This is a genomic window from Anaerolinea thermophila, from assembly GCF_020723905.1.
Taxonomy (GTDB): Bacteria; Chloroflexota; Anaerolineae; order Anaerolineales; family Anaerolineaceae; genus Anaerolinea; species Anaerolinea thermophila_A.
Genome location: NZ_DYHZ01000002.1, coordinates 115,388 through 130,549, shown reverse-complemented (window position 1 = coordinate 130,549; position 15,162 = coordinate 115,388). Strand labels below are relative to the sequence as shown.

Below are 15,162 nucleotides of genomic sequence, written 5' to 3'. Positions count from 1 at the left end.
AAAATGATGTCGGCTTCTTCTGTCGATCCTTTTAATCTGGAAAGGTTTGTCCAGGCACAGGAAGGGGTATACGCCCAAGCCCTTTCCGAGATTCGGGCTGGCGAGAAGCGCACCCACTGGATGTGGTTCATCTTCCCGCAGGCTCTGGGACTGGGCTTCAGCCCCCTGTCCCAGTACTACGGCATTCGCAGTCTGGACGAGGCGCAGGCGTATCTGGCGCATCCGGTACTGGGAGCGCGCCTGCGGGAGTGCTTCGAAGCCCTCTTGAGGCTGGAAGGGCGCTCCACGCATCAAATCTTTGGCTCTCCGGACGACTGGAAACTGCGTTCCTGCGCCACACTGTTTGCCCTGATCTCATCACCGGGTTCAGTCTTCCATCAGGTACTGGACAGGTACTTTGACGGGCACATGGATGACAGGACCATTGCCCTGATGGGAAAAGAAAACGCTTCTTGAGGCATATGTTCTGCGTGCATTGATCCGCCAGGGTGGCGGTATTTTTTGTTTAAATCCCGGGGATGATTTTTGAGACAACCCGACAGATCAATGAGCAGATGGTCTACTGAACTTCCTCATACAGTTTATGGTCAAAAAGCATTTGGGCATACAAAAATTGTGTTCTAAAATGATGATTAACTCTAATTTCCAGGGAGGGACTGTTTATGGAGCAAAAGATGTTGTGGGTGGATCTGTCAAAGGGGGAAGTGCGAGCCCAACCGGTACCCGATGAGTGGGTACGCGATTATATCGGCGGCGAAGGCGTAGCCATGCGGTATTTATGGGACCTTATCGTCCCCGATGCGGATGGCACCGACCCGCGCCAGCCTTTAATTTTTGCCGCAGGTCCTCTGAGCGGGACGCTGGCACCCTGCAGTGGACGCGGGTGTGTGGTCTTCCGTTCTCCCGCCACGGGCACCCTTGGCGCCAGCAACGGAGGCGGTGATTTCTCCCCTGCCATGCGAAAAGCAGGCTGGGATTACATCACCATTGTGGGAAAGGCTGATCATCCGGTCTATCTGTTCATTGATGATGATAAAGTCGAAATTCGAGACGCCTCGGACCTGTGGGGCAAAACCGTTAGCCAGACCGAAGACATCCTCAAAGAGCGGATCGGAGCCCGAGGGCTTGAAATTGCTTCCATTGGACCGGCGGGCGAAAATGGTGTCATGTTTGCCAGCATCATGACCGATAAATACCGCGCCTTTGGTCGAGGAGGACCGGGAACGGTCATGGGGGCAAAGAACCTGAAAGCCATTGCCATTCACGGTACCCACAAAGTCGCAGTAGCCGATCCAGAGGGGTTGAAAGAAGCCTCGCTAGCCGCGCGCGAGGAACTGTTCAGCGAGGCTTTCGTGCGCGATGAACTTCATCCCTACGGAACCCCATCCTTCTATGATGCCATTAACGCACTGGGGATTTTGCCAACGAAAAACTGGCAATTCACCACTTTCCCTGACTCGGAGGGTAAATTAACGTACCAGGCTTATCACGAGCAACTGGATGTCAGGGCAAAGGCGTGCTTCAACTGTGCGATTGCCTGCGGACGTTACACGGAGGTAAAGGAAGGACCATATGCAGGGATGAAAGGAGGAGGCCCAGAATACGAATGTCTGGCGGCATTTGGCAGTAAGTTGCTGGTCACCGATATTAACGCCATCACCGCGGCAAACCATCTGAGCAACGACCTGGGACTGGATGTGATCTCCACAGGGCAAGTGCTGGCGACCGCCATGGAATGGTACGAAACAGGCATCCTGACCCCCGAAATGACCGATGGCGTCAAACTGGAATGGGGGAATGGGGATGCCGTCGTGGAAATGGTCAAACGGATTGCCTACCGCCAGGGTGTTGGAGATTTGCTGGCATCAGGGGTTAAACGTGCGGCGGATCGTTTAGGCGAGAAAGCCGAATATGCGGCAATGCATGTCAAGGGATTGGAGATGGCAGCGGATGGCGTACGTGCCAGCAAGGGCGAGGCAGTGGTCCACGCCACATCTGCCCGCGGTGCGGACCATCTCAGGCCTTATGCCTCCGCCATTGACGCCTTCGGGTACCGCGATGAAGACCTGGGCATCGTAGGGGATATTGACTACCTGGAAGATGGGAATAAATGGTGGATTAAACCCTTCCAGGAACTTTCTATGGCTACCAACATGCTGGGGGTTTGCCTCTTTGCTTCCATCACGCTTGGAATCAAAGCCTCTACCTGGGCAAAATTAATCTCCAAAGCCCTGGGCAAAGAAATTGGCAAACAAGACCTCCTGCTTGCCGCAGAACGGGTCATCAACCTGGAACGGATGCTCAACGCCAGACTGGGATTTGACCGCAAAGATGACACCCTGCCCAAGCGCTTCCTGACCGAACCGGCACCGGATGGGCGAGGAGCCGGGCAGGTGGTTGACCTGGAAAAAGCCCTCAACAGTTACTACGAGTCCATGGGCTGGGATCTGAAGACGGGATTACCAACCCCTGAAAAACTCCGCAGTCTGGGAATGGAATTTCTGATTCTGCAGTAATTCCTTCCGGTTTTGTCCATCCAACGGGGGCTTCTGCTCTGGGGCAGAAGCCCTTTTTACGCCTTAAATCCACCTGAACCGGTATTCAAAGTGCATTCCCCTTTGACAACTCTTGTGCTATAGTATGTGAAGGTTATCATACCTTCCCCATAATAACAAAGTTCCGTTTGTTGGGAGGAAGTCATGCAGTTCGGTTATTTTGACGACCAGCAGCGGGAGTATGTCATTACCCGCCCCGATACTCCCCTGCCGTGGATCAACTATCTGGGCTGTGAAGCCTACTTCGGTATCATCAGCCAGACCGCAGGGGGGTATTCCTTCTACCGCGATGCCCGCCTGCGCCGCCTCACCCGCTACCGCTACAACAACGCACCGCTGGATCTGGGCGGACGTTACCTTTACCTGCGCGATGACCGGAACGGGCAGTTCTGGTCACCCTCGTGGATGCCCACCCGCCCGGCGCTGAGCGAATTTACCTGCCGGCACGGTCTGGGTTATACCCGTATTGCCTCCACCTTTGCCGAAATCCACGCGGAAACCACCTACTTTGTTCCTCTGGGCGAGACCCTGGAAGTCTGGCGCTGCCGGGTGACCAACCACCGCGCCGAACCCGCCTCTCTGTCGCTCTTTTCCTCCATTGAGTTCTGCCTGTGGGATGCCTGGGACGACGCCACCAACTTCCAGCGCAACTTCTCCACCGGCGAGGTGGAAATTGAGAATGGGGTCATCTACCACAAGACCGAGTACCGCGAACGGCGCAATCACTTTGCGTATTTTGCCTGTTCTGCGCCCATCGAAGGATTCGACACCCAGCGGGAAGCCTTTCTGGGCGCCTACCGCGGATGGGACTCCCCTCTGGCAGTGGAACGGGGAACGCTCTCCAACTCGGTTGCGCACGGATGGCAGCCCATCGGCGCGCACCATGTCCGCCTTTCCCTGGCACCCGGCGAAACCCGCGAGGTGATTTTCGTGCTGGGCTATCACGAAAATCCCCGAGAAGAAAAGTTTGACCCACCCGGCTCGCAAATTCTCAACAAACGCACCGTCAAACCGGTGATTGCCCGTTACCTCGACCCGCATCAGGTTCAGCAGGCACTGGATAACCTGCGCTCCTACTGGGACGGTCTCCTGCGCATCCAGCAGGCGCACACCCCCAACCTGCACGTGGACCGCATGGTGAACATCTGGAATCCTTACCAGTGCATGGCAACCTTCAATATCTCCCGCTCGGCATCGCTGTATGAATCGGGCATCGGGCGCGGACTGGGTTTCCGCGACTCCAATCAGGATTTGCTGGGGTTCGTTCACATGGTTCCAGAACGCGCTCGCGAGCGCATCCTCGACCTGGCGGCGACGCAACTGCCCAGCGGTGGAGCCTATCACCAGTATCAGCCGCTCACCAAACGCGGCAACAACGACATCGGCTCAAACTTCAACGACGATCCCCACTGGCTGATCCTGGCAGTCTCGGCGTACATCAAAGAAACCGGCGACTGGTCCATTCTCGATGAATCTGTGCCCTATGACAACCTGCCCGGCAGTGAAACGCCCCTCTATGAGCATCTTCAACGGGCAGTGCAGTACACCCTCGACCGCCTCGGTCCGCATGGGCTGCCTCTCATTGGCAGGGCAGACTGGAACGATTGCCTGAACCTGAACTGCTTCTCCGATACCCCGGGACAGTCCTTCCAAACCACCACGAATAAGGACGGCAGAGTTGCCGAATCTATCTTCATCGCCGGGCTGTTCGTGTTATCCACGCAGGAACTGGCAAATCTGGCAGAGCGCACCGGGCGCGGCGAGGACGCCGCCCGCTATCGCGCCCAATCGGCGCGCATGCGCGAGTTGATTTATCAATACGGCTGGGATGGCGAATGGTTTCTGCGCGCTTACGACGACTCGGGTAATAAAGTGGGTTCACAGGAATGCGAGGAAGGCAAAATTTTCATCGAACCACAGGGCTTTTGCGTGCTGGCAGGCATCGGATTGGAAAACGGCTACGCTCAACAGGCGCTGGACTCGGTAGCGCGCTGGCTGGCAACCCCGCACGGCATCGTTCTTCAACAGCCGGCATACTCGCGCTACTACCTGCATCTGGGCGAGATTTCCTCGTACCCGCCGGGGTACAAAGAGAACGCCGGCATTTTCTGCCATAACAACCCGTGGGTGATAATCGCCGAGACCCGCGTGGGCAACGGAGCCCGCGCGCTGGATTACTACCTGCGCATCAATCCATCCCGGCGAGAAGCCATCAGCGAAGTGCACCGGTGTGAGCCTTACGTCTATGCTCAGATGATTGCCGGAAAGGATGCTCCCACGCACGGTGAAGCCAAGAACTCATGGCTCACCGGCACCGCGGCGTGGAATTACGTTGCCATCACCCAGTGGATTCTGGGCGTGCGCCCTGAACTGGATGGACTGCGCATTGATCCGTGCATACCGCCCGAATGGGAAGGCTTCACCTTCCAGCGCCGTTTCCGCGGCGCCGAGTACCTGATTGAAGTACGCAATCCCCGGCATGTCAGCAAAGGAGTGACAGGCGTGCAGATTAATGGCAAGCCCTGGCAGGGCAACCTCCTGCCGGTGCTTCCCCCCGGCACACACCACATTGAGGTAGAACTGGGCTGATTCCCTCCCCCTCCCCCCATCAAAAGCCGTCATCCCCGGGGATGGCGGCTTTCCATTTTCCCGCCGGATTACAGTTTCGTTGTGTTTACCCATCCTCATGCACTTAACGCCCTGTTTTGTCTTAATATAGAAGAGAAAGAAGGTTTCATGGACAGGACACGCTGGCTTAAGGTGTGGATCCGGGTAGTTGTTCTGGCAGGGATCTGTCTCACCCTCTGGGTTTCAACGGGACAGGCACGGGATCGCAAGGGGTGGAGCGAGCCGGTGGAACTGGCAGGCGGAGAGGCAGAAATTCTTTCCCCGGCGCTGGTGGAAGATCCCTTTGGCAACCTGCAGGTATTCTGGGTGGAACGCCACACCGGGGAAGACCGCCTGCTGACACGCTCTCGCCGCGATGGTAAATGGAGCGATGTCCTGACACTGGATGAGCGAGCACAAATTGGTGCCCCCCAGCCAGTGGTAGATGCCAGCGGTGTCCTGCACCTGCTGTATGAAGTGGATGGAGTGGTTCTTGCCCGGAGGGTGGAAGTTACTCAGAGTCAGACGCTTACCGCCTGGAGCAGCCCCACGCCGATTGGCAGAGGCACCGGAAACGGTGCGCTGGCAATGGACGCCTTTGGAATCCTGCGCGCTGTTTTTACAAACCCCAGTGGCGAGGGGTTTTTGCTCTACTACTCCACCGATGGACAGAAATGGTGGATGCAAAACTACCCCCTCCCGGACGGCAATGGGATTCAAAACATGCGCATGGCATTCTTCCCTGCCACCGGTCAGATGATACTGGTATGGGAGCAACAGGAACAGATTTTCTTTGCCGCGCAACAAAGCGGAGAAGTCTGGAACCTGCCGGTAAAAATTAACGAAACCCCCGGGGTATCGCCCAATCTGCTCGCCGATTCGAATCAACTGGCAGTGCTGTGGAATGGCACAGCCTCGACGCGCGGACGGTATTTCCGGGCGCTTTCCTTGAATGGGACATGGCAACCCGTTGAGAATTTCTCCCCTGCGGCAGGGAATGGAACAGCAGGCGCCCCTCAAGTGGGTGTGGATGTCAACGGCGTGCTGCACGTTTTGACCGCAGATACCGGCTGTATCTGGTATCTCACCCGCACAGATCAAGGCTGGCAACGCCCCTTCTGTTTTGACGAGGCGCAAGAGGTTCACCATCCCGTCTGGGTATTCGATGCCCAGGGATTACGAGCCGTCTATGTCATCCATAACGGGACGATTCAACGCCTGCTCTTTAGCGAGAAACTTCTGGACACCCCCATGAAAACCACTCCTCTGCCCATCCCTGCCACGCCCACCGCAGTTCCTTCAGCAACGCCCATGCCTACTGCCTCGCCCACCATTTCTCCTACGCCTCTCCCCGTCCAGATTCAGGGCGAGGTGGCAGATTTTTCAGGGAAGACAGATGGCGGTGCATCTTCTCTGGCAGGACCTACCCGCGTCCTGCCCACTGAAATCTCCCGTCAGCCCACCCAACCGCCCAGCCTGCTTCAAATTGTGCTGTTCGGCTTTCTGCCCACCGTGATAGTGGTTTTTCTGATTGTGGGAGTAGTTCTCTACAAAAAGTCCACCCTCTGAAAATAAAACGGCTTACTTCCGCTTAACAATCCGCCCGAAAATTTCGGGCGGATGCGTTTAACGCTGGTAAAATCAGGACTGGCGGAAAGGGGACTGCTGATTTCATGCCTCTGGGAAAGGGCTCTTCTGATGGCCTCACGGGTAGTGTTGCTGACCGGTGCAACCGGCGTACTGGGTTCGCAGGTGGCGCGGCGCCTCTTGCAGGATCCCCATACCCATCTGGTGGCGCTCGTTCGCGGCAGGGATCGTGAAGATGCCCGCCGCCGTCTGGAACGGGAATGGTGGTACCTGCCCGAACTGCGCAGCGTGGATCCCTCCCGCGTGGAAGTGCTGTGTGGAGATATCACCCAGCCCCGCCTCGGGCTGAGCGATGAGCAGTACCACGGCTTAACGGTTTCGCTGACCCATATCATCCATGCAGCGGCGGATGTGCGCCTGTTTGCGCCGCTGGAAGAACTGCGCCGGATCAACGTCGAAGGGACACGCCATCTTCTGGAACTGGCTCATGCGGTGCAGGATCATCATGGCTTGACGCGCCTGGCGCATCTTTCCACTGCCTATGTGTGCGGCAACCGTTCCGATGAAGTTGCCGAGGAAGAACTCAGCGACCGCTACGGCTTTTCCAGTCCTTACGAACAAAGCAAATACGAAGCCGAAATCCTGGTACGCGAAGCCATGACGCGTCTACCGGTGAGCGTCTTCCGCCCGGGCATGATTGTCGGCGATGGACATACCGGCGCTATCAAGACTTTCAACACCCTGTACTACCCCTTACGCCTGTACATGACCGGCAATCTGCGGGTGGCGCCGGCTTCGCCCACCCTGCGGGTAAATCTGGTGCCGGTGGATTTCGTTGCCGACGCCGTGGTGCGTCTGCTTGAACATCCACAGGCGGTGGGCAGGACGTTTCATCTCACCCCGCCACCCGATGCCATGCCCACCCTTGGAGAAATGGTTGCCTTTGTGCGCGAATGGACTGCCGAACATCTCGGCATCCGCCTGCCCCAGCCGCTCTACCTGCCCTTACACCAACTGATTCGCCCTTCGGCGGCGCTGGAAACCCTGTTGAAAGATGACCTTGCCTCATTGATGCGCCTGCTCCCGTACTTCCAGAAACAACCCATCTTCCGGCGCGATGCCGTGCAAGCCCTGCTGGGAGATTATCCTTATCGCGACTGGCGCGCGTTTCTGCCCCATCTGCTGGCTTATGCCGTGCGGTACTCGTTCTGGCATCGCAGCGGGCGCACAGTGTACGAACAGGTGCTCTTCCGTCTGCAAAGCCGCCGCAAGCCGGTGGTGTATCACGATTTGCCTGCCAGCGGCGGGCGGGGCAAACTTGTCGAGCAGGTGCGCTCTGCCGCTGAGGTGCGCCAGGAGATTCTCACCGGTGCCGCGGCGCTTCAGGCACTGGGCATGCAACCCGGCGAGCGGGTGGCAATTCTGGGACGCAACACCAGCCGGTATTTTTCCCTGCTGATTGCCTGCGGGCTTGCCGGAGTGGTCAGCGTGCCGTTGTACGTCACCTGCCCGCCGGCGGAAATATCCCGCCTGCTGGAAGACAGCGGCGCGCGCATCTTCTTCGTGGGAGACGAAGCCGCGCTGGCAAAACTGCACCACGTTCGCTTCCACGGGCTGATTGTAGATTTTACCCTGCGGCAGGAGGGCAAAAGTCCGCTCACCGATGGACTGGACTGGGAATCTTTCCTGCAAAAGGGCGCCGGGCATTCCTTCCAGCCGCCGACGTTGAGCATGGACGACCCCGCCGCGCTGTACTACACCTCAGGAACCACTGGACACGCGCGGGGGGTGCTCTACCGTCAGGGACAACTGCGCTGGGTGGCAGAAACGCTGGCATCCATGTACCCGTGGAAGGAACGCAACCGCTGGGGGTCTTACCTGTCCTTCCTGCCGCTGAGCCATGTGGTAGAGGGCATTCTGGCAACCTTCTCGCCGTATTTTGTTCCCGCGGCGCTGGATCTGTACTACCTGCAGGATTTCAACGACCTGCCACTCGGACTGCGAATGGCCGAGCCAACGATTTTCTTCTCAGTGCCGCGCTTCTTTGAGAAACTGCATCAGGCGGTGCTGGAAACCTCGCTGGGAAAGCGCTACCTCTCCCTGCCGCCGGGACGCCTGCGCCGCGGGGTGGGCAAAGTGTTGCGCTGGGGACTGCTGCGCAAAGCCGGTTTGCGCGGATGTCGCCAAATGATTGTGGGTTCAGCCCGATCCGACCCCTCTCTGCTGGCATTCTTCCGCGAACTGGGCATCGAAGTGCACGACGCCTATGGCTTGACCGAAGCACCGCTGGTCTCGATGAACCGTCTGGGACGAAACCGCCTGGGAACGGTGGGTGAACTGCTCCCCGAAACTGAGGTGCGCCGCGATGCCGAGGGGGTGCTGTATGTGCGCGGTCCTCAGGTGGCAGACGGGTATCACACAGGTGGGCGCTTCATCCCCTTCCCCGAAGGCTGGCTGGATACCGGCGATATGGGAGAACTCTCTGCAGACGGATTCCTGAGCCTGCAGGGTAGAAAGAAGGATTTACTGGTCACATCCTATGGCAAGAAAATCTACCCTGCCGCCATCGAAGCGCAACTGCGCATGCTGCCGGGGGTGGCACAGGTCATGCTGGTAGGAGAGAGCAAACCCTACTGCGCCGCACTGTTCTGGCTGGAAGAGCCATGCTGGAACGAGGACAAAACCCGCTTGTATGAGAAGGAAATTGCCCGCATCAATGCCCAGTTCTCGCATCCGGAACAGGTCAAGCGCTGGGCAGTTCTGCGCGATACCCTGACGATTGAAGACGGAAGTCTGACCAGCAGTATGAAACTGCGCCGTCCCATCGTGAATCAGCGCTATGCGGCGGTTATCGAAGCGCTGTACCGCGGCGAGCAGACCGAAGACATGCTGTATTTGAGTCCCTTCTTCTCTGCCGGAGGGTAAACCCGCGCCTCATACCGGCAGTTGCTGCTCTTCCGGCTTCTCTTCGGGCTGTTCTATCAAGCGCAGCGCACGGTCATAGAGAAAATAATCCCATGCCCAGTTAAGCATCACTGCCAGACGGTTGTGAAAGCCAATAAACTGGAAGATGTGCACCGCCACCCACATCAGCCAGGCAAAGAAACCGCGCAGGTTCACTTTGCCCAGATGTGCCACATAGAGGGCAGACCACCGGGGTGGATGAGCAATGGGACGAAGCCCGCCAGAGTCTGACCACCTCCTGGAACGGGACAGATTGACCCCCAAAAGGCAAAATCCCCGGCGCCAAAGCGGGCGTAATGCCGTAAGATTAAATTGAAATCACCGCATGGGAACCTTCCAGCAATGCTTTACGTCTAACCAGAAGGAAGATTCCGCATCGCGTTCAGGATGCTGGAAAGTGAGGAGAAGAACATGAAACGCTTGCGTTTGTTGATTCCGTTTGTTGCCCTGCTGGTGGCGATGGCGGCATGCAACTTTCCATCGTTCGGCAGGCAGGCGGCAACCCCTACCGTTCCCCCGCTGGAGCAGACTTTAGCCGCTCTGTACCAGACGGCGTCGGCTATTCCGCCAACGCCCACCTTCCCACCGGTTGCCACCGCCACGAGCGTCCCGCCGGCGCAGGCTTCGCCCACACTGCCCGCTCCCACGGCTACCCAGGCAGTGCCGACAGCCGTGCCTCCCACCCCCGTGCCGCCCACTCCCACCTCTCCCCCGCGGCGGAGCGTGGTCTCGAACGCCACCTTCATGAGTCCGGCACCAACGCTGGACGGCGACTGGAGTGAATGGAAGAAAGTGGCAAGGGAGTATCCCGCCACCCATGTGGTTTTCGGCAAGAGTGAGTGGCAGAACGAGGACGACCTTGCCGGTTCGTACTATGTGGGATGGGACAATACTTATCTTTACCTTGCCGTCAAGGTGCGCGATGACCGCTACGTGCAAACTTCTTCCGGGGAGATGATCTACAAAGGCGACAGCATCGAACTCCTGCTGGACACCGATCTGCTGGGCGATTTTTCCACCGACCGCCTCAACGGGGATGATTTTCAACTGGGTTTTGCCCTCGGACGCCCGGAAATAGCCTCCGGCAATCCGGAAGCCTACCTGTGGTATCCATCTTCAAAGAGTGGCACGCCTTCCGGAGTAAAGATCGCCGCCCGTTATGAGGGCGCCATTTACCGCGCCGAGATTGCCATCCCCTGGTCGGTGTTTGGCATCACCCCCACACGGGGAATGCGTCTGGGGTTTGCGCTCTCGGTTTCGGATAACGACCTGCCCGGCAATGCCGTTCAGCAGAGCATGGTGTCCAGCGCACCGCGCCGCGCGCTCACCGATCCTACCACCTGGGGCGAAGTGGTCTTAAAATAGGGACAATACCGTTTACAACGAGGTTGCACCATGATTCTATTTCACATACTGACCGCTTCGGACTGGGAAAGCGCCCGTGAAGCGGGGATGTACCGTCCCGAGTCGCTCAACCGTGAGGGATTCATCCACTTTTCCATGCGCGATCAACTCCTGCGGGTGGCGAATACTCTCTTTCGAGGTCAACGGGATCTGGTGGTGCTGGAGGTGGAGAGCGCCCTGCTTCAGGCGCCTTTGCGTCTGGAACCACCACTGGAGGGAGGGAAAGAACTGTTCCCCCACCTGTACGGCGCGCTGAACCTGGACGCCGTGCGCGCAGTGGGAACCCTGACCCCCGCTGGCGATGGCGCATTTGTGCGCTTTCCCGATTTACACCCCATTCCCACGCACCGGTAACGGGAAAAATTCCCCGTCACTTTGTCCATTTTGCGGGGTTATCTCTGTTCAGAAGGTTGTTCAGACTGCAATCCTTTTGGACGGAGGTAATCCCTATGAGTCATCCCCCTTCTTCTGATGAGACACCTGCGGATACACCGGTCTTCCGCACGGTAGCACTGGCGCTGGCAGTGGAGATTTGCGAACGGTTGAAGTGCGCCCATCTGCCCGCCCGCCTGGCAAAAAAGATGAAACGCCTTCCGGACGGGCGTTTTGAGGTACGCGTTCCTGCTGAATACGCCGGCGAAGCCCTGCAACTGGTTTCTGCCTGGACGGGGCATTCAGCGTAAATTCCCCATTCTTCATCATCTCTTCCCTTCCCTTCTTTCTGGCGGCGGCATCCACCCATGCCGCCGCCCCTTTTTGCCCCCTCCTGTTGAGAGAGTGAGGATAAAGCATACTTTCCAACCGCGAATCATGGTATATTAATTTCAGAGGAGGGGCACATGAAGGAACGCATTTTAATCATTGAAGACGATGAGGGCATCGTTCGCGTTCTAAAGCGGGCGTTGACCTATGAGGGTTATCTGGTGGAAAGTGCGCTGGAAGGGGAAAGTGGACTGCAACTGGCGCGCGAGCATCGCCCCGATTTGATCATCCTGGACTGGATGCTTCCCGGCATGGATGGACTGGAAGTCTGCCAGCGTTTGCGCACCCTCTGCAATGCCCCTATCCTGATGCTGACAGCCAAAGACACCCTGCAGGACCGCGTGCAGGGGCTTGACTCGGGCGCCGATGATTACATGACCAAGCCCTTTGAACTGGAAGAACTTCTTGCCCGCATTCGCGCTCTCCTGCGCCGCACCCAGATGGAACGCGCTCCGGTACTCTCGTTTGCCGACCTGACTCTCGACACATCCACCCGGCAAGCCACCCGCGGCAACCGCACCATTCCCCTGACCGCCAAGGAATACGACTTGCTGGAACTCTTCCTGCGGCATCCGCGGCAGGTGCTTACCCGCGAGATGATTTTCGACCGCGTGTGGGGCTATGACTTTGGCGGCGAAAGCAACGTCCTGGACGTGTACATTCGCTATCTACGGCAAAAACTGGAAAGTGACGGAGAGCCCCGCCTGCTCCATACCGTGCGCGGGGTAGGATACGTGCTGAGAGAAACCCCCTGATGTCGCTTCGCACCCGGCTTGCCCTCCTCTTCACGCTTGTGCTGGGGGGCACTTTGCTTATCTTTGGCTCGCTGGTCTACGGACTGGTGAGCGTTGTTTTAACCGAACAGGTGGACAGCGTTCTGGAACGGGAAGCCGCCCGCCTGATTGAAGGGTTGGGAGTGAATACCATGGGGCAGTTTGACCGCCGCTGGCTGGATGCCTTTGAGCCGGCGGAAGGCACCCTGGTCATTCAGGTTTGGGACAACAACCGCCGTCTGCAGTTTGCCCGCCCGCGCACCTGGACGCAACCGCTCGATCCCGCCGCCCGTCAATCCGGCAGGACCATGTTCAGCGCCGCCTTCAGCAACGATCAGCACATGCGCGTGCTGACGGTACCGCTGGTCTCCCGACGTGGTCCGGTGGGGATTTTACAGGTAGGGTTGAGTCTGGCGCTGGTGGATGCGGTGCGCTCCACGCTGGCATCCATTCTCATTTTCCTTTCGCTCATTTCGACCTTCTTCTCCGCCTTGCTGGCATCGGTGGCTGTGCGGCGCACACTGGAACCGCTGGAGATGGTCACGGAAGTTGCCACCACCATCACCCGTGCCGATGATCTCTCGCGGCGCATTCCCACCCCGCCCGATAGCGATGACGAGGTGGGACGCCTGATTCAAGCCTTCAATCAGACTCTCAGCCGACTGGAAAGCCTTTTCACCACCCAGCGGCGCTTCATCGCCGATGTAAGCCACGAACTGCGCACCCCGCTGACGGTCATCAAGGGTGAGGTGAGCCTGATGCGCAAGATGAAATGTGGCGACGAGGAATCGCTCCAGAGCATTGAGTCGGAGGTGGACCGCCTCTCCCGGCTGGTTGGCAACCTGCTGTTACTGGCTCAGGCAGAATCGGGACGCCTGCCGCTGGATCTGAAACCGGTGGAGATGGATACCATCCTGCTGGAAGTGTTCCAGCAAATGCGCACGCTGGCAGGAGACCGGGTGCGTATCGAGGTGAATCCGCTGGAGCAGGTCTCCCTGATTGGCGATCGGGACCGCCTCAAGCAGGTGCTTCTTAACATTGTGGGCAATGCGGTGCAGTACACTCCGGCAGGCGGGGTGGTGACCCTTGGACTGACCCAGAGCGACGGATATGCCCGTATCACAGTGAGCGATACCGGACCCGGCATTCCCGAGGAAGACCTGCCCTACATCTTCGAACGTTTTTACCGCGGGGAGAAGTCGCGCACGCGCAGTCAGGGGCAGGCAAGCGGTTTTGGACTGGGGCTCTCCATCGCCTACTGGATTGTGCAGGTGCATGGGGGAAGAATTGACGTGACCTCGGTGGTTGGAAAAGGCACCACCTTTGTCATTCACCTGCCGCTCACCCAGCCCCAGAAAAGCAGTGACGCGCCCGAAGGCGCGTCACGGGAATAAATCGCTATTCAATTTTTCATCCCTGTTTTTATAATCGGCGGGTGGGTGTTTGTGCAGGGCGACTGCCCACAGGTGCAGCGCTGGAAGCGCGTCCGCTCATGGAGAGACTGTGATAGGTGGGTTCAGGGATCGGCGCAGACTCAGCAGGCGCAGGCGCAGAGAATGAGGCGCTGGAAGAAGCCCGCGAAGTGGGTGCGGCACTGCGGCTCAACGATGGGGTGGGCGTTGGACGCGGTGCAAAGGATGGGGCAGTGGGCAGAGGTGCAGGGGTGGGCAAACCGGCAGAAGTTGCCGCTGTGCTCCTCCATGAACGGGAACGAGAACTTTCTCCACGGAGCACCCGATCCATCGCCACGGTAAGCGTGCCAATAATCAACACCCGGATGACCCACACCATGATGGCAACGAAGATCGGCACAACCGTGGCAATCGTCTTGGGATTGATGACAGCGGCGCTCTGCACCTTGTGATTGGTGATTGCCATGGACACCCCCCACCAGGTGAGGATGGCGTTCATGGTTGCCGCCAGCAACCACGCCCCGAACAGATACCAGATTTCGCGGGGTTCATCAGCGCCCTGTTCGGGGGTGAACAGGCGGGCAATCCCGGCAAAATCAATCCCGCAAAAGGCAATTGCGAGAATGGTGGACCAGTACATCCCGCCAAATTTGAGGTCACCCAGCAGGTCCCGCAGGGCGTGATCGGTGGTGCTGTAGTTGAAGATCTCGAAGGCAACCAACGCCCCCAGGATCATCACCAGGAACACCACACTCGGGTCCGCGCGGGAAATGGCTGAGCGAAATTGCGCGCTCATGGCACGACTGTTGTTGTTCATACCGTTCGCCTCCTTACTCCTGGAAAGAACAGAACAGATTAGAAAATTTGTTCTAGTGTAAAGTGATTATAGAATATATGTTCTATAATGTCAAGGATGATTTTTTCCAGATTCCAGAAATCGGGCGGAACTATAGAGTTGATCAAAGGCAGAAAAAGCCAGCAATCCGGCGGCAGGTATGATTCCTCCCCCACCGGAAAGGGGTGGCGTCATCCAGTGATACCGGATAACCACCCGAAGAACGCTTCCTGCGGCTGTTGCTGGTTGTTTGAATCGGCACC

General features: G+C 58.0%; 12 protein-coding genes. 10 read left to right on the top strand and 2 right to left on the bottom strand.

Translation table 11 applies throughout. The annotated features are described in order from the left end of the window. The first annotated feature begins 6 nt into the window (after window positions 1-6). The 5 genes from LHF31_RS03250 to LHF31_RS03230 all read left to right on the top strand — a co-directional run bounded on the left by LHF31_RS03250 (window position 7) and on the right by LHF31_RS03230 (window position 9,674). Complete coding sequence (locus LHF31_RS03250; RefSeq protein ID WP_333656933.1) at window positions 7-456, top strand: DUF1810 domain-containing protein; 450 nt, start codon at window positions 7-9, stop codon at window positions 454-456. Between the two features lie 206 nt (window positions 457-662). Next, a complete protein-coding gene (locus LHF31_RS03245) occupies window positions 663-2,516 on the top strand; it encodes an aldehyde ferredoxin oxidoreductase family protein (RefSeq protein ID WP_298009631.1) in 1,854 nt (617 codons plus the stop codon). A 183-nt stretch (window positions 2,517-2,699) separates the two neighbouring features. Beyond that, window positions 2,700-5,144, top strand: coding sequence for a glycosyl hydrolase family 65 protein (locus LHF31_RS03240; protein ID WP_298009634.1), 2,445 nt, complete (start codon window positions 2,700-2,702; stop codon window positions 5,142-5,144). A gap of 147 nt (window positions 5,145-5,291) precedes the next feature. Beyond that, window positions 5,292-6,731: a hypothetical protein gene (locus LHF31_RS03235; protein ID WP_298009637.1), complete on the top strand. Its 1,440-nt coding sequence runs from the start codon at window positions 5,292-5,294 to the stop codon at window positions 6,729-6,731. 129 nt (window positions 6,732-6,860) lie between these two features. Continuing rightward, window positions 6,861-9,674, top strand: a complete 2,814-nt coding sequence (locus LHF31_RS03230) for an AMP-binding protein (RefSeq protein WP_303773540.1) — start codon at window positions 6,861-6,863, stop codon at window positions 9,672-9,674. Window positions 9,675-9,683: 9 nt separating this feature from the next. Here the strand turns inward: LHF31_RS03230 and LHF31_RS03225 are convergent, their stop codons facing one another. After that, window positions 9,684-9,977 (bottom strand): hypothetical protein, encoded by a 294-nt coding sequence (locus LHF31_RS03225; protein ID WP_298007649.1) that lies wholly within the window; start codon window positions 9,975-9,977, stop codon window positions 9,684-9,686. A gap of 147 nt (window positions 9,978-10,124) precedes the next feature. Here LHF31_RS03225 and LHF31_RS03220 point away from each other — a divergent pair, with 147 nt between their 5' ends. The 5 genes from LHF31_RS03220 to LHF31_RS03200 all read left to right on the top strand — a co-directional run bounded on the left by LHF31_RS03220 (window position 10,125) and on the right by LHF31_RS03200 (window position 14,046). Next, window positions 10,125-11,078 (top strand): sugar-binding protein, encoded by a 954-nt coding sequence (locus tag LHF31_RS03220; RefSeq protein ID WP_298007647.1) that lies wholly within the window; start codon window positions 10,125-10,127, stop codon window positions 11,076-11,078. A gap of 30 nt (window positions 11,079-11,108) precedes the next feature. Further along, window positions 11,109-11,471: a DUF952 domain-containing protein gene (locus LHF31_RS03215; RefSeq protein ID WP_298007645.1), complete on the top strand. Its 363-nt coding sequence runs from the start codon at window positions 11,109-11,111 to the stop codon at window positions 11,469-11,471. A 95-nt stretch (window positions 11,472-11,566) separates the two neighbouring features. Further along, a complete protein-coding gene (locus LHF31_RS03210; protein WP_298007643.1) occupies window positions 11,567-11,800 on the top strand; it encodes a hypothetical protein in 234 nt (77 codons plus the stop codon). A 156-nt stretch (window positions 11,801-11,956) separates the two neighbouring features. Next, window positions 11,957-12,634 (top strand): response regulator transcription factor, encoded by a 678-nt coding sequence (locus tag LHF31_RS03205; RefSeq protein ID WP_298007641.1) that lies wholly within the window; start codon window positions 11,957-11,959, stop codon window positions 12,632-12,634. Next, on the top strand, window positions 12,634-14,046 hold the full coding sequence (locus LHF31_RS03200) for a cell wall metabolism sensor histidine kinase WalK (protein WP_298007639.1): 1,413 nt from the start codon (window positions 12,634-12,636) through the stop codon (window positions 14,044-14,046). The genes LHF31_RS03205 and LHF31_RS03200 overlap by 1 nt, the downstream gene beginning before the upstream one ends. Before the next feature lie 28 nt (window positions 14,047-14,074). On the opposite strand, the gene LHF31_RS03195 is transcribed toward LHF31_RS03200, so the two are convergent. Beyond that, window positions 14,075-14,881: a hypothetical protein gene (locus LHF31_RS03195; RefSeq protein ID WP_298007637.1), complete on the bottom strand. Its 807-nt coding sequence runs from the start codon at window positions 14,879-14,881 to the stop codon at window positions 14,075-14,077. Between the last annotated feature and the right edge of the window lie 281 nt (window positions 14,882-15,162).